General features: G+C 73.2%; 20 protein-coding genes and 1 riboswitch. Of the genes, 12 read left to right on the forward strand and 8 right to left on the reverse strand.

Features of this window, described 5'->3' with window-relative positions; translation table 11 throughout:
* The first annotated feature begins 122 nt into the window (after positions 1-122).
* The 6 genes from O7603_RS28080 (at position 123) to O7603_RS28105 (ending at position 5780) form a co-directional block, all read left to right on the forward strand.
* Positions 123-1181, forward strand: coding sequence for a PhoH family protein (locus O7603_RS28080; protein ID WP_281572735.1), 1059 nt, complete (start codon positions 123-125; stop codon positions 1179-1181).
* Between the two features lie 15 nt (positions 1182-1196).
* On the forward strand, positions 1197-1670 hold the full coding sequence (ybeY, locus tag O7603_RS28085) for an rRNA maturation RNase YbeY (RefSeq protein WP_281572736.1): 474 nt from the start codon (positions 1197-1199) through the stop codon (positions 1668-1670).
* The gene (locus tag O7603_RS28090; RefSeq protein WP_281576841.1) at positions 1646-3058 is read left to right on the forward strand and encodes a hemolysin family protein; all 1413 of its coding nucleotides are present in this window, start codon (positions 1646-1648) and stop codon (positions 3056-3058) included. Before ybeY ends, O7603_RS28090 begins: the two co-directional genes overlap by 25 nt.
* Positions 3051-3437, forward strand: a complete 387-nt coding sequence (locus O7603_RS28095) for a cytidine deaminase (protein ID WP_281572737.1) — start codon at positions 3051-3053, stop codon at positions 3435-3437. Before O7603_RS28090 ends, O7603_RS28095 begins: the two co-directional genes overlap by 8 nt.
* An 8-nt stretch (positions 3438-3445) precedes the next feature.
* Complete coding sequence (gene era, locus O7603_RS28100; protein WP_281576842.1) at positions 3446-4342, forward strand: GTPase Era; 897 nt, start codon at positions 3446-3448, stop codon at positions 4340-4342.
* Between the two features lie 211 nt (positions 4343-4553).
* Positions 4554-5780, forward strand: a complete 1227-nt coding sequence (locus tag O7603_RS28105) for an acyltransferase (RefSeq protein WP_281572738.1) — start codon at positions 4554-4556, stop codon at positions 5778-5780.
* On the opposite strand, the gene O7603_RS28110 is transcribed toward O7603_RS28105, so the two are convergent.
* Positions 5767-6621: a DUF4097 family beta strand repeat-containing protein gene (locus O7603_RS28110; protein ID WP_281572739.1), complete on the reverse strand. Its 855-nt coding sequence runs from the start codon at positions 6619-6621 to the stop codon at positions 5767-5769. The two genes, O7603_RS28105 and O7603_RS28110, sit on opposite strands and share 14 nt — an antisense overlap.
* A gap of 102 nt (positions 6622-6723) precedes the next feature.
* On the opposite strand from O7603_RS28110, the gene recO reads away from it, so the two are divergent.
* From recO to O7603_RS28135, 5 genes are all read left to right on the forward strand, one after another.
* On the forward strand, positions 6724-7533 hold the full coding sequence (gene recO / locus O7603_RS28115) for a DNA repair protein RecO (RefSeq protein ID WP_281572740.1): 810 nt from the start codon (positions 6724-6726) through the stop codon (positions 7531-7533).
* Positions 7534-7565: 32 nt separating this feature from the next.
* Positions 7566-8342, forward strand: coding sequence for an isoprenyl transferase (locus O7603_RS28120; RefSeq protein ID WP_281572741.1), 777 nt, complete (start codon positions 7566-7568; stop codon positions 8340-8342).
* An 89-nt stretch (positions 8343-8431) separates the two neighbouring features.
* Positions 8432-8617, forward strand: a complete 186-nt coding sequence (locus tag O7603_RS28125; protein ID WP_281572742.1) for a hypothetical protein — start codon at positions 8432-8434, stop codon at positions 8615-8617.
* A 221-nt stretch (positions 8618-8838) separates the two neighbouring features.
* A complete protein-coding gene (locus O7603_RS28130) occupies positions 8839-9066 on the forward strand; it encodes a thioredoxin reductase (protein ID WP_281572743.1) in 228 nt (75 codons plus the stop codon).
* Positions 9063-9824: a pirin-like bicupin family protein gene (locus O7603_RS28135; protein ID WP_281572744.1), complete on the forward strand. Its 762-nt coding sequence runs from the start codon at positions 9063-9065 to the stop codon at positions 9822-9824. The genes O7603_RS28130 and O7603_RS28135 overlap by 4 nt, the downstream gene beginning before the upstream one ends.
* Positions 9825-9898: 74 nt before the next feature.
* Here the strand turns inward: O7603_RS28135 and gndA are convergent, their stop codons facing one another.
* On the reverse strand, positions 9899-11341 hold the full coding sequence (gene gndA, locus O7603_RS28140; protein ID WP_281572745.1) for an NADP-dependent phosphogluconate dehydrogenase: 1443 nt from the start codon (positions 11339-11341) through the stop codon (positions 9899-9901).
* Between the two features lie 96 nt (positions 11342-11437).
* Positions 11438-11734, reverse strand: a complete 297-nt coding sequence (locus tag O7603_RS28145) for an MTH1187 family thiamine-binding protein (protein WP_281572746.1) — start codon at positions 11732-11734, stop codon at positions 11438-11440.
* A 316-nt stretch (positions 11735-12050) separates the two neighbouring features.
* Between O7603_RS28145 and O7603_RS28150 the strand changes: the two genes are divergently transcribed.
* Positions 12051-12302: a hypothetical protein gene (locus O7603_RS28150; RefSeq protein WP_281572747.1), complete on the forward strand. Its 252-nt coding sequence runs from the start codon at positions 12051-12053 to the stop codon at positions 12300-12302.
* Positions 12303-12401: 99 nt separating this feature from the next.
* Here O7603_RS28150 and O7603_RS28155 read toward each other — a convergent pair whose 3' ends face one another.
* The 5 genes from O7603_RS28155 to O7603_RS28175 all read right to left on the reverse strand — a co-directional run bounded on the left by O7603_RS28155 (position 12402) and on the right by O7603_RS28175 (position 17806).
* Entirely contained in the window at positions 12402-12914 is a 513-nt protein-coding gene (locus O7603_RS28155) for a hypothetical protein (RefSeq protein ID WP_281572748.1), read from the reverse strand.
* Positions 12911-14602, reverse strand: a complete 1692-nt coding sequence (locus tag O7603_RS28160; RefSeq protein WP_281572749.1) for a PHP domain-containing protein — start codon at positions 14600-14602, stop codon at positions 12911-12913. Before O7603_RS28160 ends, O7603_RS28155 begins: the two co-directional genes overlap by 4 nt.
* Before the next feature lie 267 nt (positions 14603-14869).
* Positions 14870-15670, reverse strand: a complete 801-nt coding sequence (locus O7603_RS28165; protein WP_281572750.1) for an energy-coupling factor transporter transmembrane component T — start codon at positions 15668-15670, stop codon at positions 14870-14872.
* On the reverse strand, positions 15667-17082 hold the full coding sequence (locus O7603_RS28170) for an ABC transporter ATP-binding protein (RefSeq protein ID WP_281572751.1): 1416 nt from the start codon (positions 17080-17082) through the stop codon (positions 15667-15669). The genes O7603_RS28165 and O7603_RS28170 overlap by 4 nt, the downstream gene beginning before the upstream one ends.
* 133 nt (positions 17083-17215) lie before the next feature.
* A complete protein-coding gene (locus O7603_RS28175; protein WP_281572752.1) occupies positions 17216-17806 on the reverse strand; it encodes an ECF transporter S component in 591 nt (196 codons plus the stop codon).
* Positions 17807-17880: 74 nt separating this feature from the next.
* Positions 17881-17985: riboswitch (TPP riboswitch) on the reverse strand.
* Positions 17986-18023 lie beyond the last annotated feature (38 nt).

Consider the following 18023-nt stretch of genomic DNA (forward strand, 5'->3'; position numbering starts at 1 on the left):
GGGAAATGCGCACGGTGCCGGCGGTGTTGAACCGATACGATGGGTGGAACGTCCGTACGCCGCGCCACCAGGGCCGGCGCCGAGATCGAGAGCAGGTGGCACAGGGCCCCTCGGCCCGACCTATGACCGGCACCCCACCTCCCGGCCCGCCCCAGGTGCAGACCCGGATCACCGTCCCCGATCCGAAGATCATGGTGAACCTGCTCGGCGCGGGTGACGAGATCCTGCGGCTCGTCGAACGCTCGGTCAACAGTGACGTGCACGTCCGTGGCAACGAGATCACCATCACCGGCGCGCCCGCGGACAACGCCCTCGCCGAGCGGCTCTTCAGTGAGCTGCTCGAACTCATCGAGAAAGGCGAGACCCTGACCACTGACGCCGTCCGGCGTACCGTCGGCATGCTCGAGCAGGGCAGCGCCGAGCGGCCCGCCGAGGTCCTGACGCTCAACATCCTCTCCCGGCGCGGCCGCACCATCCGCCCCAAGACGCTCGGCCAGAAGCGCTACGTCGACGCGATCGATGCGCACACGATCGTCTTCGGCATCGGCCCGGCCGGCACCGGCAAGACCTACCTGGCGATGGCGAAGGCCGTGCAGGCTCTCCAGGCCAAGCAGGTCAACCGCATCATCCTCACCCGGCCGGCGGTCGAGGCGGGGGAGCGGCTGGGCTTCCTGCCCGGCACGCTCAACGAGAAGATCGACCCGTACCTGCGTCCGCTCTACGACGCGCTGCACGACATGCTCGACCCGGACTCGATCCCGAAGCTGATGGCGGCGGGGACGATCGAGGTCGCGCCGCTGGCGTACATGCGGGGCCGGACGCTGAACGACGCCTTCATCATCCTGGACGAGGCGCAGAACACGACGCCCGAGCAGATGAAGATGTTCCTCACCCGGCTCGGGTTCAATTCCAAGATCGTGGTCACGGGTGACATCACCCAGGTCGACCTGCCCGGCGGGACGACGAGCGGTCTGCGCGTGGTCCGGGAGATCCTGGCCGGTGTGCAGGACGTGCACTTCGCCCAGCTGTCCAGCTCCGACGTGGTCCGCCACCGGCTGGTCGGGGAGATCGTCGACGCGTACGCCCGCTGGGATGCCGAGCGGGAGAACCAGCAGGCGCAGAGCGTGCACGCCGTACCGGGGCGGGCCGCCCAGGGCGGCCGTTCCGGCCGGCGCCGCTAGATCAGGGGAATCCAGTTGTCCATCGAGATCGCCAACGAGTCCGGTGTCGAGGTCGACACCGACGCCGTGCTCGCCGTCGCCCGGCACGCTCTCGACGAGATGGGGGTCAACCCACTCGCCGAGCTCTCCGTGCTGCTGGTCGACATCGACTACATGACCGAGCTCAACCACCGCTGGATGGGTGGTGACGGGCCGACCGACGTGCTCGCCTTCCCCATGGACGAGGGCAGCGTGGATCACGGGCCGGGCGAGACCGCCCCGGCCGGCGGGGAGCCCGCCCTGCTCGGTGACATCGTGCTCTGCCCCGAGGTGGCGGCCAAGCAGGCGGCGACCGCCGGCCACTCCGCCGCCGACGAGCTGCACCTGCTCACCGTGCACGGGGTGCTGCACCTGCTCGGCTACGACCACGCCGAGCCGGAGGAGGAGCGTGAGATGTTCGCCCTCCAGGCCCGACTGCTGTCCAACTGGCGGTCGAGCCGGTCCCAGTGATGTCCGTCCAGGCGTCCGCCGCCGCCACCGCCGGCCTACCCGATCTGCAGCTGCTCGTCTTCGCCGCCGGGCTGGTGGTGCTCGCCGGGCTGATCGCGATGACCGAGGCGGCGCTCGCCGCGGTCTCGCCGGCCCGGGCCGCCGAACTGGCCCGCGACGGCGCCCGCGGCGCCCGTGCGCTCCAGGCCCTCGCCGGCGACGTGGTCCGCCACCTCAACCTGCTCCTGTTGCTGCGGTTGCTCGCCGAGCTGACCGCCACCACCCTGGTGGCTCTCGTCGCGGTGGACACCTTCGGCGCCGGCTGGCGCGCGGCGCTGGTCACCGCCGGCGCGATGACCGTGGTCAGCTTCGTGGTGGTCGGGGTCGCTCCGCGTACCCTGGGCCGGCAGCACGCCTACCCGGTGGGCCGGGCGGTGGCCCCGCTCGTCCGCTGGTTGGGGCGGGCGCTCAACCCGCTCGCCTCGCTGCTGATCCTGATCGGCAACGCGGTCACGCCGGGGCGCGGTTTCCGGGAGGGCCCGTTCGCCACCCAGGTGGAGCTGCGTGAGCTGGTCGACCTGGCCGAGCAGCGTGGTGTCGTGGAGCACGGCGAGCGGCAGATGATCCACTCGGTCTTCGCTCTCGGCGACACCATCGCCCGCGAGGTGATGGTGCCGCGCACCGAGATGGTGTGGATAGAGGAGAACAAGACGCTGTCCCAGGCGTTGGCGCTCTTCCTGCGCTCCGGCTTCTCCCGGATCCCGGTGATCGGCGCGAGCGTCGACGACGTGCTGGGCGTGCTCTACCTGAAGGACCTGATCCGGCGGGTGCGTGGCGACGACGGGGCGGCCGAGCTGCTGCCGGTGGCCGAGCTGATGCGGCCGGCGACCTTCGTGCCGGAGTCCAAGCCGGTCGACGACCTGCTCTCCGAGATGCAGGCGGCCCGCAACCACCTGGTCATCGTCGTCGACGAGTACGGCGGGACCGGCGGCCTGGTCACGATCGAGGACATCCTGGAGGAGATCGTCGGCGAGATCACCGACGAGTACGATGTCGAGCGCCCGCCGGTCGAACGGCTGGCGGACGGTTCGGTGCGCGTCACCGCCCGGCTCCCGGTCGAGGACCTGGGCGAGCTGTTCGACACCGAACTCCCCACCGACGAGGTGGAGACGGTCGGTGGCCTGCTGGCCCAGACGTTGGGCCGGGTGCCGATCCCGGGCGCGCGGGTCGAGATGGCCGGCCTCCGGCTGATCGCCGAGGGCACCACCGGCCGGCGCAACCGGATCGACACGGTGCTCGTGAGCCGGGTCGAGCCGACCGACGAGCAGGACAGCGCGGGGCGCGGCGAGCACGCCGGGTCCCGCAACAGCCAGACCAGAGTCGAGGAGAGGCAACCCGCCGATGCCTGAGTCGCCCGCCGTGCCCGCGGCCCGGCCCACCCCGTCCGCGCCGGTCGAGCTGAGCGCGGAGGACGGCAAGCTGGTCGTCCTGGCCCGGGGCGCCCGGGGCCGGGTGGGTGCCGTGGAGGGCGCGGCCGTCCGTGACCAGGACGGCCGGACGTACGCGGCGGCGAGCGTCACGTTGCCGTCGCTGACGCTCACCGCGCTCCAACTGGCGGTCGCCTCGGCGGTGGCCGCCGGCGCGACCCGGCTGGAAGCCGCCGTGGTGGTGACCGAGGCCTCGACGCTGGACGGCGCCGGGCACGCCGCGGTCCGCGACCTCGCGGCCGACGCGCCGATCCACGTGGCCGCGCCGGACGGCACCGTCCTCGGCACGGTGGTCGAGTGAGCGGGCCCGTGCCGGATCCGGATCAGCGTCCGTACCGGGCGGGCTTCGCCTGCTTCGTGGGGCGGCCCAACGCCGGCAAGTCGACACTCACCAACGCGATCGTCGGTCAGAAGATCGCCATCACCTCGAACAAGCCGCAGACCACCCGGCACGTCATCCGGGCCGTGCTGCACCGGCCCGAGTCGCAGCTCGTGCTCGTCGACACGCCGGGCCTGCACCGGCCCCGTACGCTGCTCGGTGAGCGGCTGAACGACCTGGTCCGGGAGACGTGGAGCGAGGTCGACGTGATCGGCCTCTGCATCCCGGCCAACGAGCCGGTCGGCCGGGGCGACCGGTTCATCACCGGCGAGCTGGCCAGCCTGAAGGCCACCGTGCTCGCCGTGGTCACCAAGACCGACCTGGTCGACCGGAGGCGGCTCGCCGAGCAGCTGCTCGCGGTCAGCGAGCTGGGCGAGTTCGCCGACGTGGTTCCGGTGAGCGCCGTCTCCGGGCACCAGGTGGACACGCTCGTCGACGTGATGACCGGGTACCTGCCGGAGTCCCCGCAGCTCTACCCGGACGACATGCTCACCGACGACCCGGAGCAGGTGCTGGTCGCCGAGCTGATCCGGGAGGCGGCCCTGGAGGGGGTCCGGGACGAGTTGCCGCACTCCATCGCCGTGGTGGTGGAGGAGATGATCCCCGAGGGGCAGCTCATGCGAATCTTCGCCGACGTGTACGTCGAGCGGCCCAGCCAGAAGGCGATCGTGATCGGTCACCGGGGTAGCCGGCTCAAGGCGGTCGGCACCGCCGCCCGTCAGCAGATCGAGGAGCTGCTCGGCACCCGGGTCTACCTCGACCTGCACGTCCGAGTGGCCAAGGACTGGCAGCGCGACCCGAAGCAGCTGCGCAAGCTCGGTTTCTGACCGTTTCGTAGCGGTTCAGCCGGCGATATCCGCCGGCTGATCGGCATGCGCCGGTGCCGGTTCCGGGACACCCGGTCGGCTGATCGGCATGGTCGGCCTCGGACGAACGTATGAGAAGGTTCACTTCTCGTTGGGGCGCCGGCCGTTTCGTCGCGGGGCGGCGGAGGGTAGAAGACATTCGCGCCCGTGCCCCCCACACAGATGCAGGCTGATGCGAAACCGATACCTAGACCTGCTCAGGTTCCTGGCCATCGTTCGAGTCGTCGTCTACCACGTCACCGGTTGGGCCGCGCTGACCCTCGTCTTCCCGGCCATGTCCATCATGTTCGCGTTGGCCGGCTCGCTGATGGCCGCCTCGCTGGAGCGGTCCGGCCCGGCGGCGGTGGTCCGCCGGCTGCGTCGCCTGCTGCCGTCCCTGTGGGTGCTGGCGGCCGTCTTCGTGCCGGCGATGCTGCTCACCGGGCTGCCGTTGACGCCCCGGGTGCTGCTCTGGCTCCTCCCCGTCTCCGACCCGCCCGCCAACCACTGGGGCGCGCTGGCGCTCAGCGTGATCTGGTACCTGCGCGACTACCTGTGGTTCGTGCTCGCCTCGCCGGTCGCGTTCTGGCTGTTCCGTCGCGCCCCGCTGCCCACGCTGCTCGCCCCGTACGCCCTGCTGGCGGCGATCGAGTCGGGAATCTGGGCGTCGCCGCCCGGGGTGGCCCGGGAGTTCGGTCTGTACTTCGGGGCGTGGCTGCTCGGCTTCGCCCACCACGCCGGGATGCTGCGCCGGCTCGCCAACCGGGTGTTGGTGCCCGCCGCGCTCGTGCTCGCCGGTGCCGGCGGCGCCTGGATCGCCAGCCACCCCGGCCCCCGCGGGTACGACCTCAACGACATCCACCTCGGCAACGCGCTCTGGTCGGCGGCGTTCGTCCTGGTCGTGCTGGGCAGGGGCCCGGCCGGCGCGGCCTGGATCGCGCGCAGCGCCCTGTTCGACCGCGCGGTGACCGTGCTGAACCGCCGCGCGCTCACCGTCTACCTCTGGCACATGCCGTTCGTGGTCGCGCTCACTCCTTTGGTCGACGTCGTGGGCTGGTCGCACCAGGATCCGCTCGGGCTGGCGATCCGCGTGCTGCTGGTCTTCGCGCTGGTGGGCGTGGTGACCCTGGCGGTGGGGTGGGTGGAGGACGTGGCCGCCCGCCGGCCGCCCGAACTCGTCCCCGGGGGCCGGCGCGGCGCCCGCCGCCCGGCGCCCGTGCCGGACGGCGTGCCGCCCGCCAGTCCACCGCCGGCCGGCGCGGCCGCCCGACCGGTGCCCGCCGGCGTCGCCGTGGGGCACGTGCGCCCGGACGATCCGCTCACCCCGGACGCGCGAGGGTACGGGTGGGCCGGCGGCCGCCCGTCGGTGCCGCGGCAGCGGGACGGCGCCCGCGGGTCGGCCCGGATCAGCGCTGGCTGATCGACACGTCGCCGCTGCCCGCGGAGACGTCGAGCACCAGGGACGCGGTCGGATCGTCGGCGACGCCGAGATTGGCGTCACCGGAGCCGGTGCTCGACCGGACCCGGTACCGGCCGGCGGGGACGACCAGGTTGACGTTGCCGCTGGACGCGTGCGCCCGCGCGGAGACCGGCTGGTCCAGCTCGACCTCGACGTCGCCCGAGTTGGCCTCGGCGTCCACCTGGCCGGTCAGTCGGCGCGCGGTGATGTTGCCGGAGGAGGCGCGGAGGTTCAGCGGCCCGGCGACCTCGGACACCTCGATGTCGCCGGACCCGGTCTCCACGCGGACCGCGCCGCTGGCGCCGGTGAGCTGCACGTTGCCCGACCCGAGCCGCAACTGCACCGTGCCGACGCGGCTCAGCTCGACGTCGCCGGAGCCGGTCTCGCCCGTCACGCCCACCCCCTCGGGGGCGGTCACCTCGTACGAGACGCTGCACCGTGACCCGCAGTCGGCGTCCAGCACCAGCTCGCTGCCGTTGATCTGGTACTTCGCGTCCGGCTGGACGCCACCCTGGTAGCGCACCACCCGCTTGATCCGGACCTCCGACGCGGTCCCGCTGGCGCGGACGACGACGTCACCGGCTCCGGGCAGCACCCGGATCGTGGTGATCCGTGCTGCCTCGGTGTTGTCGTAGTCCAGTCGCCGGTACGAGAGGTTGTCACACCCGGTGAGGACGATCAGCACGGTGGCCGCGCCGAGTGCGATCGGGGCGACCCGGCGACGCGCGGCGCGGCGCCGGGCCACGTCGGGATCGAGGACGTTCGGGCGGACGCCGTCGGTGCTGGTGCGGTACAGGGCCATGGCGAGCACGCTACGGCCGGTCCGGCACCCGGCGCATCGGGGTTCGTCCGGCCCGCCACCCCGAGCCGACCCTGATTTCGCACCCCGAGGGAGAATGGCCCGATGGCCGGGTACCGCCGACAGCTCTACCGCGACGACGCGGTGGTGCTGCGTGTGCAGAAGCTCGGTGAGTCCGATCGGATCATCACCCTGCTCACCCGCCGGCACGGCCGTCTGCGCGCGGTCGCGCGAGGCATCCGGCGCACCACCAGCAAGTTCGGCGCCCGGCTGGAGCCGTTCGGGCACGTGGACCTCCAACTCGCCGGCGACCCCAAGGGCAACCAGGGCAGCTCGCTGCACACCGTGAGCCAGGTCGAGGGCATCGACCTCTACGGCAAGCGGTTCCTCGGCGACTACCCGCGCTACACGGCGGCCAGCGCGATCGCCGAGACCGCGGAGCGGCTCACCCCGGTCGAGCGGGAGCCGTCGCTGCGGCTGTTCCAGCTCACCCTGGGCGCGCTGCGCGCGCTCGCCGAGGGCGGCCACGCCACCACCCTCGTGCTCGACGCGTACCTGCTGCGGGGAATGACGCTGGCCGGGTGGGCGCCGGCGCTGACCGCCTGCGCGGTCTGCGGCACACCCGGTCGGCACCGGGCCTTCTCCATCCCGGCCGGGGGCGCGGTCTGCCCGGACTGCCGGCCCCCCGGCGCGGCTCACCCGGCACCCGCCACCATCGACCTGATGTCCGCCCTCAACAGCGGTGACTGGCGGGTCGCCGACGCCAGCGAGCCCGGTGTGCGCCGGGAGTGCAGTGGACTGGTGGCGGCGCACCTGCAGTGGCACCTGGAACGCGCGCTACGCTCGCTGCCGCTGGTCGACCGGGGTGCTCCGACCTCCGGCGCGGACGGTGCGAACAGGGAGAGAATCGAGTGATCCGATCGACGAGGGCCCTCCGGCGCGAGCCGATGCCACCGACACCGCACCCGTCGGGTGCCCGACCGCCGGCGCTGCCCCCCGAGGCGGTGCCGCGGCACGTCGCGGTGGTGATGGACGGCAACGGCCGGTGGGCGAAGGACCGCGGCCTGCCCCGCACCAAGGGGCACGAGGCGGGGGAGTTCTCCCTCTTCGACACCATCGAGGGCGCCATCGAGCTGGGCATCCCGTACCTGTCGGCGTACGCCTTCTCCACCGAGAACTGGCGGCGCTCGCCGGACGAGGTCCGCTTCCTGATGGGCTTCAACCGCGACGTGATCCGCCGGCGCCGCAACCAGCTGGTCGACCTGGGCGTGCGGGTGGTCTGGTCCGGTCGGGCCGGCCGGCTCTGGAAGAGCGTCATCTCGGAGCTGCAGACCGCCGAGGAGATGTCGCGCGACAACTCGACGCTGACCCTCCAGTTCTGTGTCAACTACGGCGGGCAGGCGGAGATCGCCGACGCGGCGGCGGCGATCGCCCGGGACGTGGCGGCCGGGCGACTCGACCCCGGCAAGGTCACCGAGAAGACCGTGGCGAAGTACCTCTACCACCCCGAGGTCCCCGAGGTGGATCTCTTCCTGCGACCCTCGGGCGAGCAGCGGACCTCCAACTTCCTGCTCTGGCAGACCGCGTACGCCGAGCTGGTCTTCCTCGACACGCTCTGGCCGGACTTCGACCGCCGACACCTGTGGTACGCCTGCGAGCTGTACGCGCAGCGGGACCGGCGGTTCGGCGGAGCGCTGCCCAACCCGGTCCCGCCGCCGGCCTGAGCCGTCCGGCCCGCCGGCCCGGGCAGGCGTACCCCGGCGTCACGCTGGGTATCACTCTCCTCAGGAGCCACTGACGGAGGTGAACCCACATGATCCAGAAGCGCATCGCCCAGTGGGCGCTGATGGCGGTCGCCGTGCCGCTGGCCGCGGCCGGCGCGCGCCGGCTGAGCCACAAGCTGGAGGACCGTCGCGGTCCCTCCGGGGTGTCCCGACTGCTCAGCAGGGGCGCCGACCTGCTGCGCCCGCAGAAGGCCAAGCGCCGCCGGTTCTGGTGACCGCTCACGTCGGCGCCGCCCTCACGCCGAGGGCGGCGCCGACGCACGTTCCGCCCCCCATCGCGCCGATCATGCGGTTGTGGCGCCTCGCGAAGGGCGCGTACCGGCGCCAAGCGCATGACCGACGGGCGGGGTGTGGCGTTTGGCGGGGCGGGTGGGTGCCGCGCGAATAGGATCGCGGGTGGGCGTGTCGTGCGTGCGTGCCCGGCTCGGGGGTGGGAATGCGGGATCTCCGGTTCAAGATGATCATGGCGTTGAACGCCGCCGACCTGGGTGACCCGATCTGCGAACAGGTGGCCGAGATCTGCGCCGAGATCGCCGAGCAGCACTGCGCCGAACTCGGTCACGCGCCGCAGTCGCGCGCCGGTGAGATCGGCGAGCTGGCCACCGGCGAACCGGCCCTGACCTGGGCGCCGGTCGAGGCCGACAGCCGGCAGAGGGCCTGGTGAGCGCGCCCCCGCCGGCGGTCGACGTCCGCCGGGCCGACGACCGCTTCAGCACCCGGATCTCCTGGCTGGACTCGAAGCACTCGTTCTCCTTCTCCCGGCACTACGACCCGGCGAACACCCACCACGGCCTGCTGCTGGTCAACAACGACGACGTGGTCCGGCCGGGCGCCGGCTTCGAGACCCACCCGCACCAGGACATGGAGATCGTCACCTGGGTGCTGCGCGGGTCGCTGGTGCACCAGGACTCGACCGGGCACTCCGGGGTGATCTACCCCGGTCTGGCGCAGCGGATGAGTGCCGGCACGGGCATCCTGCACTCGGAGAAGAACGACTCCTGGCGGCTCGACGGCCGGGACCCGCACACCGACCCGGTGCATTTCGTGCAGATGTGGGTGCTGCCCGACACCGAGGGCGTCGACCCGGGCTACGAGCAGCTGGAGATCGACGACCAGCTGCTCCGCGGCGACCTGGTGCCGGTCGCGTCCGGCATGGAGCGGTACGACGGCGGCTCGGCCATCCGGATCCGCAACCGCTACGCGACCCTGCACGCCGCCCGCCTCGGTCCGGGCGACGCGGTCACCCTTCCGGACGCCCCGTTCCTGCACCTCTACGTGCCCGCCGGCGCGGTCACGCTGGAGGGCACCGGTCTGCTCGGCACCGGGGACGCGGCGCGGCTCACCGCCACCGGCGGTCAGCGGGTCACCGCCACCGAACCGGCCGAGATCCTGGTCTGGGAGATGCACGCCACCATCGCCTGACGGGCGGCCGCGGCCACGCCGCGGTCACGCCGCCACGTCGGGGTCACACCGCCACAGCCGTGGTCAGGCCGCGGTCAGGCCTCCACTTCGGAGCGGTCCCCGGCCCAGAGCGTGTGGAAGCTTCCGTCCCGGTCGACCCGGTGGTAGGTGTGCGCGCCGAAGTTGTCCCGCAGCCCCTGGATCAGCGCGGCCGGCAGCCGCTCCGCCCGCAGCGCGTCGAAGTAGGACAGCGACGAGGCGAACGCGGGCGTCGGCACGCCGGCCCGGGCCGCGTCGGCCACGACCCGCCGCCAGCCCGGCACACCCGCGCCGACCGTCTCGGCGAACCACGGCGCCACCAGCAGCGTGGGCAGGTCGGGCTGCTCGTCGTACGCCTGCCGGATGCGGTCCAGAAAGCGGGCTCGGATGATGCAGCCGCCCCGCCAGATGGTCGCGGTGCCGCCCAGGTCGATGGTCCAGTCGTACTCGGCGCTGCCGGCGCGGATGTGGTCGAAGCCCTGCGCGTACGCGACGATCTTCGACGCCAGCAGCGCGCGGCGGACATCCTCGACGAACGCGTCGCGGTCCTCCACCTGCCATTTCGACCCGGCGTCCGGGAAGGCCCGGCGGGCCGCGTCGCGCTGGTCGGCGTGCCCGGAGAGCGAGCGGGCGAAGGTAGCCTCGGCGATGCCGGTGATCGGGATGCCCAGGTCGAGGGCGCTCTGGACGGTCCACCGGCCGGTGCCCTTCTGCTCCGCCCGGTCGAGCACGACGTCGACGAACGCGCGGCCGGTGGCCGCGTCGGTGTGGGCCAGCACGTCCGCGGTGATCTCGATGAGGAACGACTCCAGTTCGCCGTCGTTCCACCCCCGGAAGATCTCCGCGATCTCCGCCGGCTCCGCGCCCAGCCCGGCCCGGAGCAGGTCGTACGCCTCGGCGATGAGCTGCATGTCCGCGTACTCGATGCCGTTGTGCACCATCTTCACGAAGTGGCCGGCGCCGTCCGGGCCGATGTGCCGGCAGCACGGCACGCCCTCCACCTGGGCGGCGATCCTCTCGAAGATCGGCCCCAGCTTCCGGTACGACTCGTCGGACCCGCCCGGCATGATGCTCGGCCCACGCAGCGCGCCCTCCTCGCCGCCGGAGACGCCGGTGCCGACGAAGTGCAGCCCGTGCTCGCGCAGCGCCTCCTCGCGGCGCCGGGTGTCGGCGAAGTGCGCGTTGCCGCAGTCCACCACGATGTCGCCCGGCTCCAGCAGCGGGACGAGCTCGTCGATGACGGCGTCGGTCGGCGCGCCGGCCTTGACCATCACGATCACCGCGCGGGGGCGCTCCAGCGCGGCGACGAAGTCCGCCATGGACTCGGCCGGCACGAACCGGCCCTCGTCGCCGTGCTCGGCGACCAGGCTGCGCATGCGCTCCGGCGATCGGTTGTGCACCGCCACCGTGAACCCGTTGCGTGCCAGGTTGCGGGCCAGGTTGCGGCCCATCACCGCCAGCCCGGTCACACCGATCTGCGCCGTCGACTGCTCCGCCATGCGTGCCGCCACCTCTCGCTGTCGCTGTCCGCGGTCTCGAACCTATCGCGGTGTCCGGCGGCGCGCGCCGGCCATCGACAGCCCGTCACGGGGCGGTCACCCCTCGGCGAGTCGGGCCTCCACCCGGGCGACCTTGCCGGTGAGCGCGTCGGTCACACCGGGCCGGACGTCCGCCTTGAGCACCACGCTCACCCGCGGGGCCTGGGCGGCGACCGCGTCGACCGCGCGCTTCACCACGGCCATCACCTCGTCCCACTCGCCCTCGACCGTGGTGAACATGGCGTCGGTCTGATTCGGCAGGCCCGACTCGCGGACCACCCGGACCGCCTCGGCGACGAGGTCACCCACCGAGTCGCCGACGCCGAGCGGGGTGATCGAGAACGCGATCAGCATGAACCGATCGTGCCAGTAATTCGGCTGCGCGCGCGCCCGGGTCGGGCTTAGTGTGTGGGCATGCGTAAGTGACGCCCCTTCCGAGCCGGCCCGCCGCCCGTGTGCGCGGTCCGTGCGCTCCCGGGCGTCCGCATTCCCAGCCGCCGTTGGCGCGGCGGTGCCGGTCGTGGTCGATCCCCGGGACGAATCCCATCCGACGTGACCGGGCTCTGGCCAGCCCGGTCCCCACGAAGCCGCGACCGCGCCGGTCACCCGGGCGCGCGACCCTCCCGGTCGCCGCGTCCCGGCCGGCCGGGACGCCGAGAAGGAGGCCCGGATGCCCGCGAGGCGCAACCCGAAGAAGTCCCGTACCCCGGAAACCACGCCGAGCGTCGACGAGCTGACGCCGGCCGATCTCACGCAGGTGGTCGTGCCCGCGGTGCCGTCGCCGCCGATCGAGGTCGCCGAGCCGGCGGTCCGTCCGGCGCCACCCAAGGCCGGCCCGCCGGTGGGCCACGACCGGTCCACCGCCGGGCGTGGCAGCCAGCGGGCCGGTCAGCCCCGCCGGTACGCCTTCCGGCGCAGCTGACCGGCGGACCGGGCGGTCGTCGCGGCGCCCACGGCGTCGTCTTCAGCGCCCGGCACGGGTGCGGTCCGCCGCCGACGGCGACGGACCGCACTCCCCGCCTCAGTGGTCGGCGCAGCAGGGCGTCGGGTCGGGCACCTCGAACGGGGCAAGGCCCCCGGTGTAGTGCGGCATGGCCACCAGCACCAGTTCACCGTCGCGCCACTCGGGCCGGACTAAGTCGCGGGTGTCCAGTGGCAGGTCCGGTCCGGCCGCCGCCGAGCCGAGCACCACGACCCGCTCGATCGCGCTCCCCGCGAGCACCTCACCGACGGTGAGTGTGCCCACCATCCGGTCCACGCCGGGGTAGCGCACGGCCCGGCCGGACCGGCCGGCGGCGTGTTCCGCCGCCGCCCGCTCGGCCGCCTCGTGCAGTTCCGGCGGGGTGGCGGGCAACTCGGCCAGCCGGTCCGCCGCCGCCGGCACGGCCACGCTGAGCGCCACGTGCGGGTACGGCGTGGCGACCAGGTGTGTGCAGGCGACCAGGTCCGGCAGGCCGAGCGGCGTGACGTGCGTGGCCAGCCAGTGCTCGGCCTCCCGGACGGTCCGGTGACCCAGGCTGAGGCCCAGGATCACTGCGGCAGGACCCAGATGGGGTTGGCGTAGAACCACAGGTCCTCCCACGGGTCCGCGGCGCCGGTGACGTCCAGCGCCGGGCCGAACGGGTCGACCGCCGCGCCCATCAGGCCGGGCTGGCTGCGCTTGCCGTCCGTGCCCCGGACACGCAGGTAGAACGGCTGGTCCACGCGACCGAAGGAGTACGTGAAGGAGACCTTGCCGGTGCCCTTCGCGACCTCGAAGGACTTCACCACCTTGGTGTTGGGGGCGGTGAAGGCGTCCTTGTCGGCCACCGGGCCGGTCACCCGGCCGGCGATCACGTCGACCCGGGCGAGCACGGGCACGAACTGCGACCAGTTCGGGATGTCCGCCAGGTCGATGTCGATCGTCACCTCGACGCCCGTACCGCGCTTGACGCGCAGCACGCCACCGAGCGGCGTACCCGATTCCCGGCGCCGGTCGCCGGCGACCCGGGCGCGGACGTCGAGGGCCTTGATCAGACCGCCGTGGTCCACCCAGACCCGGCCGGCGCGGAGACCGTCCATCACCGATCGGTAGCTGAAGGAGCTCGCCCCGACGTGGGTACGGCTGTACTGGCCGGGCCAGTAGTCGCCGGCCGTGCTGAGCAGGGGGCCGTACACCGGGTCGTTGTGCTTGCCGTTGAGGTCGAAGTTGCCGTCCGGCCCGCGCTGCGAGGTGTCCAGGTAGTTGACGTGCGAGTCGGAGTTGGCGCTGATCCACCAGGCCCGGCCCTCGGCGAGGAGGCTGTCCCAGAGCCCGCCGACGGTGGCGGTCATCCAGTCGAACCCGCCCCAGGTGCGGTAGCTCTCCAGCGGGTAGCCGGGGAACGACGCGGCGGACGGGTTGTTGTCGTAGTAGCCGCGGTTGCGGCCGCCGCCCGGCAGGCCGGCGGCCTGGTGGCCGGGAGCGCCCTCCATGCCGATCGCCACGCTCGGGTCGGCGTCGCGCCAGGCGCGGATCTCGTGCGGGGAGTCGATGCCCCGGCGGGCCGGGTGGTTCGCCAGGAAGAGCGCACCCTCGACGCGGCGCTTGCGGACCGCCTCACCGAGGAACTTGATGCCGGCGATGGCGAGCGCCTCGTTGGCCGGGGTGTTGTCGCCGGCGTTCTTGACGCTGCCGTCGAAGGCGTTCTCGAACTCCTTGAGAACGGCGACCTCGTTGCGTCCCGGGTGGACGAAGACGGTGGCGTGCTCGGCGGCCGGGATGTTCCACTCCAGGCCCTGGTAGATCAGCAGGTCCTTGAGCTGGGCGCGTGCGGCGACGATGTCCGGGTTCACCTTGTCCACGCCGATCTTGGCGTGCGCGACGCTGCCGTGGTCGGTGACGACCATCCAGTCCAGGCCGTACGCCTGGGCGTGGCGGGCCTGGTCGATGACCCGGTACTGGGCGTCCGAGCTGTACTGGGTGTGGATGTGGTGGTCGCCGGCCAGCCACTGGAACTCGCCGGTGCGGCCGTGGTCGCCGCCCGGGCCGTGGTCGTGGTCGCCCGCGATGGCGGGAGTGCCGGAGGCCAGCACCGTGGTGGCGGCACCGGCGCCGAGCAGGCCGGCGTTGCGCAGGAAGCCGCGCCGGCTGAGGTCCGCGGGCGCCAGCTCCGCGTCCGGGACGGATTGGTCGAGCGCCGGGGGCAGGTCACCGCCGGCAACGAGGTCGTGATCGTGATGGTGCGCGTGGCCGTGGCCCATGTGCTGCTCCAGTCGGATCAGAGGAGTTGTCCGCGCGCCAATCTCGTCGGGTCAAGGGAACGGCATGTGTCCCGTGCGCGGCGGCCATGCGAACATGCGACTCCGGCCATGCTTTCCGCGTCGGCTGCGCCCCTGCTCAGGGCACACCGCGGGCGGACGCGGGCGCCACGGGCGCCGGACATATTGGACGGACGTGGCTCTCCGGCGCGTGCCGAAACGCGCGCGGGCCCCGCGCGCAGGCCGGCGCGGGCCCGGGGCACGGGCCGTTCAGCCGAGCAGCGGGCGGAAGGTGCCGAGGACGATGCTGGTGGCGAGGGCGGCGCCGGCCAGGGCCGCGGCGCCGGCCACCAGGAGCGCGTCCGCGGTGGTGAACCGCTGCCGGCGGGCCACCGTACGCGGGGTGCCGCCGTCGAAGCCCCGGGCGTCCATCGCCACCGCCAGCCGCGTTCCCCGCCGGATCGCCCCGACCAGCAGTGTGAACGAGGTCGAGACGAAGAGCCGCAGCTTCGCCAGCGGGTTGCGTCCCGCCTCCACCCCGCGGGCCCGGCGGGCCATGGTGATCATCTGCCACTCCTGGCCCAGCAGCGGCACCAGCCGGAACGCCGCCAGCGCACCGATGGCGAACCGGGCCGGTGCCTTCGCGTTCTGGATCAGCGCGTCGGCGAGGTCGGTCGGGTCGGTGGTGGCGAACACGATCACCCCGGGCAGCGCCACCGCGAACATCCGCAGCACGAGGCCGAGCGCGGTGAGCAGCACCCCCGAGGTGACCACGGCCGGGCCGGCCTCGACCAGCACCCGGCCGGATCGCTCCGCGGCGAAGAGCACCAGGGTGACCACGATGCCGACCGCGCTGACGAGCAACGGCCACGCCCGCCGGGCCAGCACCCGGTAGCGCACGCCGAACAGGGGCAGCAGTGCCAACTCGACCACGAGGGCGATCGCCGGCGCCACCGGATCCAGCGTGGCGACCAGGATGAACGAGAAGACCATCGCCGCGGCCAGCTTGGCCACCGGGTTGCGCCGGGCCAGCGGCGCGCGCGGTGCGGCGACCGGCTCGATGCTGATCACGGTCGCTCCAGGGTGAGCTGGCGGTCGGCCAGCGCGGCGACGAACTCCGGGTCGTGGGTCACCGTGACCAGCCCGTGCCCGGCGTCGCGCAGCTCGGCGAACAGGTCTACCAGCTCCAGCCAGGTCCGCCGGTCCTGACCGAACGTGGGCTCGTCGCAGACCAGCAGCCGGGGAGCGGTGGCCAGGGCCGTCGCCACGCTGAGCCGCCGCGCCTCGCCGCCGGAGAGGGTGTACGGGTTGGCGCCGGCGAGCGCGGTCAGCCGCAGCCGCTCCAGCAGGTCGGCCACCGTGGACCGGACCGCTGGCTCGGGGCGGCCGGCGCGGCGCGGGCCGAGGGCCAGCTCGTCGAAGACGGAGCTCGTGACGAACTGGTGCTCCGGGTCCTGGAAGACCGAGCCGATCCGGCCGGCCAGCGCCGGGGCGCGCCAGCGGTGCGGGGGAGTGCCCGCGTCCCGGCCGGCCAGCTCGACGCTCGCGGTCACCGCGCCACCGCCCGGACGCAGCAGCCCGCCGAGCAGCAGCGCCAGCGTGGACTTGCCGGCGCCGTTCGGGCCGAGCACGGCGAGGGCCTCGCCGGCGCGTACGGTCAGGTCGGTCGGGGCCAGCCGGGCCGGCAGGCCGAGCCGCTCGGCGGCGAGCAGCAGGTCGCCCGGGGCCGCCGTGGCGCGGCGGGGCGGCACGATACGGCCGGGCACCCACACCCCGTCCGCGGCGAGCGCGTCGCCGTGGGCGCCGAAGACCGCCTCCGGAGTGCCGTCCGCGCGTACGCCGCCGCCCGCTTCGAGCACCACCACCCGCTCGACCAGTGGCAGGGCCTCGGCCACCCGGTGCTCGACCAGGATCAGCGTGGTGTCGGCGTCGAGCGCCCCGGCGACGGCGGAGCGGACCAGCGCGCCGCCGGCCGGGTCGAGGTTGGCGGTCGGCTCGTCGAGCAGCAGCAACCCGGGTCGCAGGGCGAGCACCCCGGCCAGGGCGAGCCGTTGCTGTTCGCCACCGGAGAGCGCCGCGGTGGGCCGGTCCCGGTGGTACGGGAAGCCGACCCGGCGCAGCGCCTCGTCGACGCGGGGCCAGATCTCCCCGGTCGGCACGCCCCGGTTCTCCAGCCCGAACGCGACGTCGTCGCCGCTGCGGGCCATCACGAGCTGGGTCTCCGGGTCCTGGAAGACGACGCCGACGCGTTCCCGGCCCTTGCGCGGGTCCAGCCCGTCGATCTCGACGGTGCCCTCCTGCTCGCCGGAGTCCTCCGGCAGCAGCCCGGCGAGCGCGGCCAGCAGGGTGCTCTTGCCGGCCCCGGAGGGGCCGAGCAGCAGCACCCGTTCGCCGCTCTCGACGCGCAGGTCCACGCCGCGGACCGCCCAGCGTTTCCGCCCGGCGTGCCGCCACCCGAACCCGCGCAGCGTCACCGCCGCCACCGCACCGCACCCCCTTCCCTCTCTGCGCCGTACCGACCCCACCTGTTGATCATGAGGTTTGCGGCGCTCCTGGTGATCGTTCTCGCCGCAAACCTCATGATCAACCTGGTCAGTGTGTGGCTGGGTGGGGCGGTTAGATGGCGGCGCGTTCGCGGCCGGCGGGGAAGCGGTCCAGGACCCCGGTGTCGGCCAGCGCGCGGGTCAGCGCCCAGGCGCCGGCGCCGGCCACCACGGTCGCGCTGACGATGGTGAGCAGCGCGTACGGGATGCGGTAGTCGACCAGGTCGTACGCCTTGTTCCAGTAGACGAAGTCGAAGATCGCGGCGCTGACACCGGTGAGCGCCCCGGCCAGCAGCGCGGTCGGCAGCCGGAACGAGCGGTAGCGGAACGCCGCGAAGGCCAACTCGGCGCCGATGCCCTGCATGAGCCCCTGGAGGATCACGATGCTCGCCCACTGACTACCCAGCAGCGCGGAGAGGATCGCGGCGATCGTCTCGCAGTAGAGGGCGGCACCCGGCTTGCGGATGACCAGGCCACCCAGCACGGCCGGCACCAGCCAGACGCCGTAGATCAGCGTCTGCGCCGGCGGGAAGAAGGCGAACGCCGCCTCGGTGGCGCTCCAGACCAGGCCCCAGGCCCAGAAGATGACGCCGAAGGCGACCGCGATGACCGAGGCGACGACGATGTCGATCGTGCGCCACCGGTTCGTGTCGGTGTGGTTCATGTGCATGCTCCCAGTCCTGTGGAGGAACCAGGAGAAGACGCACGCCGCGCCCGGTGGGACCGGACGGCGGCGCGGCTGGAGGTCGACCGAACTCCCTGCGCTGGCATTACCCAGATCAGGTTCGAGGGTCTGCGGGCGTGCCCGCACTCTCAGCGCTGTGCGCTCCCCTGTCGGATGTGAAGTTGTTCCGGAGACGCTAGCACCGCGGGCAGGGGCG

Origin of the sequence: Micromonospora sp. WMMD812, from assembly GCF_027497215.1 — a bacterium.
Taxonomy (GTDB): Bacteria; Actinomycetota; Actinomycetes; order Mycobacteriales; family Micromonosporaceae; genus Micromonospora.

What these genes read in the sequence shown, in the direction of transcription:
- O7603_RS28080 (WP_281572735.1), top strand. Translation starts at nt 123, where the DNA reads ATGACCGGCACCCCACCTCCCGGCCCGCCCCAGGTGCAGACCCGGATC.
- O7603_RS28095 (WP_281572737.1), top strand. Translation starts at nt 3,051, where the DNA reads ATGCCTGAGTCGCCCGCCGTGCCCGCGGCCCGGCCCACCCCGTCCGCG.
- O7603_RS28105 (WP_281572738.1), top strand. Translation starts at nt 4,554, where the DNA reads ATGCGAAACCGATACCTAGACCTGCTCAGGTTCCTGGCCATCGTTCGA.
- O7603_RS28110 (WP_281572739.1), bottom strand. Translation starts at nt 6,621, where the DNA reads ATGGCCCTGTACCGCACCAGCACCGACGGCGTCCGCCCGAACGTCCTC.
- recO (WP_281572740.1), top strand. Translation starts at nt 6,724, where the DNA reads ATGGCCGGGTACCGCCGACAGCTCTACCGCGACGACGCGGTGGTGCTG.
- O7603_RS28120 (WP_281572741.1), top strand. Translation starts at nt 7,566, where the DNA reads ATGCCACCGACACCGCACCCGTCGGGTGCCCGACCGCCGGCGCTGCCC.
- O7603_RS28125 (WP_281572742.1), top strand. Translation starts at nt 8,432, where the DNA reads ATGATCCAGAAGCGCATCGCCCAGTGGGCGCTGATGGCGGTCGCCGTG.
- O7603_RS28130 (WP_281572743.1), top strand. Translation starts at nt 8,839, where the DNA reads ATGCGGGATCTCCGGTTCAAGATGATCATGGCGTTGAACGCCGCCGAC.
- gndA (WP_281572745.1), bottom strand. Translation starts at nt 11,341, where the DNA reads ATGGCGGAGCAGTCGACGGCGCAGATCGGTGTGACCGGGCTGGCGGTG.
- O7603_RS28145 (WP_281572746.1), bottom strand. Translation starts at nt 11,734, where the DNA reads ATGCTGATCGCGTTCTCGATCACCCCGCTCGGCGTCGGCGACTCGGTG.
- O7603_RS28150 (WP_281572747.1), top strand. Translation starts at nt 12,051, where the DNA reads ATGCCCGCGAGGCGCAACCCGAAGAAGTCCCGTACCCCGGAAACCACG.
- O7603_RS28160 (WP_281572749.1), bottom strand. Translation starts at nt 14,602, where the DNA reads ATGGGCCACGGCCACGCGCACCATCACGATCACGACCTCGTTGCCGGC.
- O7603_RS28175 (WP_281572752.1), bottom strand. Translation starts at nt 17,806, where the DNA reads ATGAACCACACCGACACGAACCGGTGGCGCACGATCGACATCGTCGTC.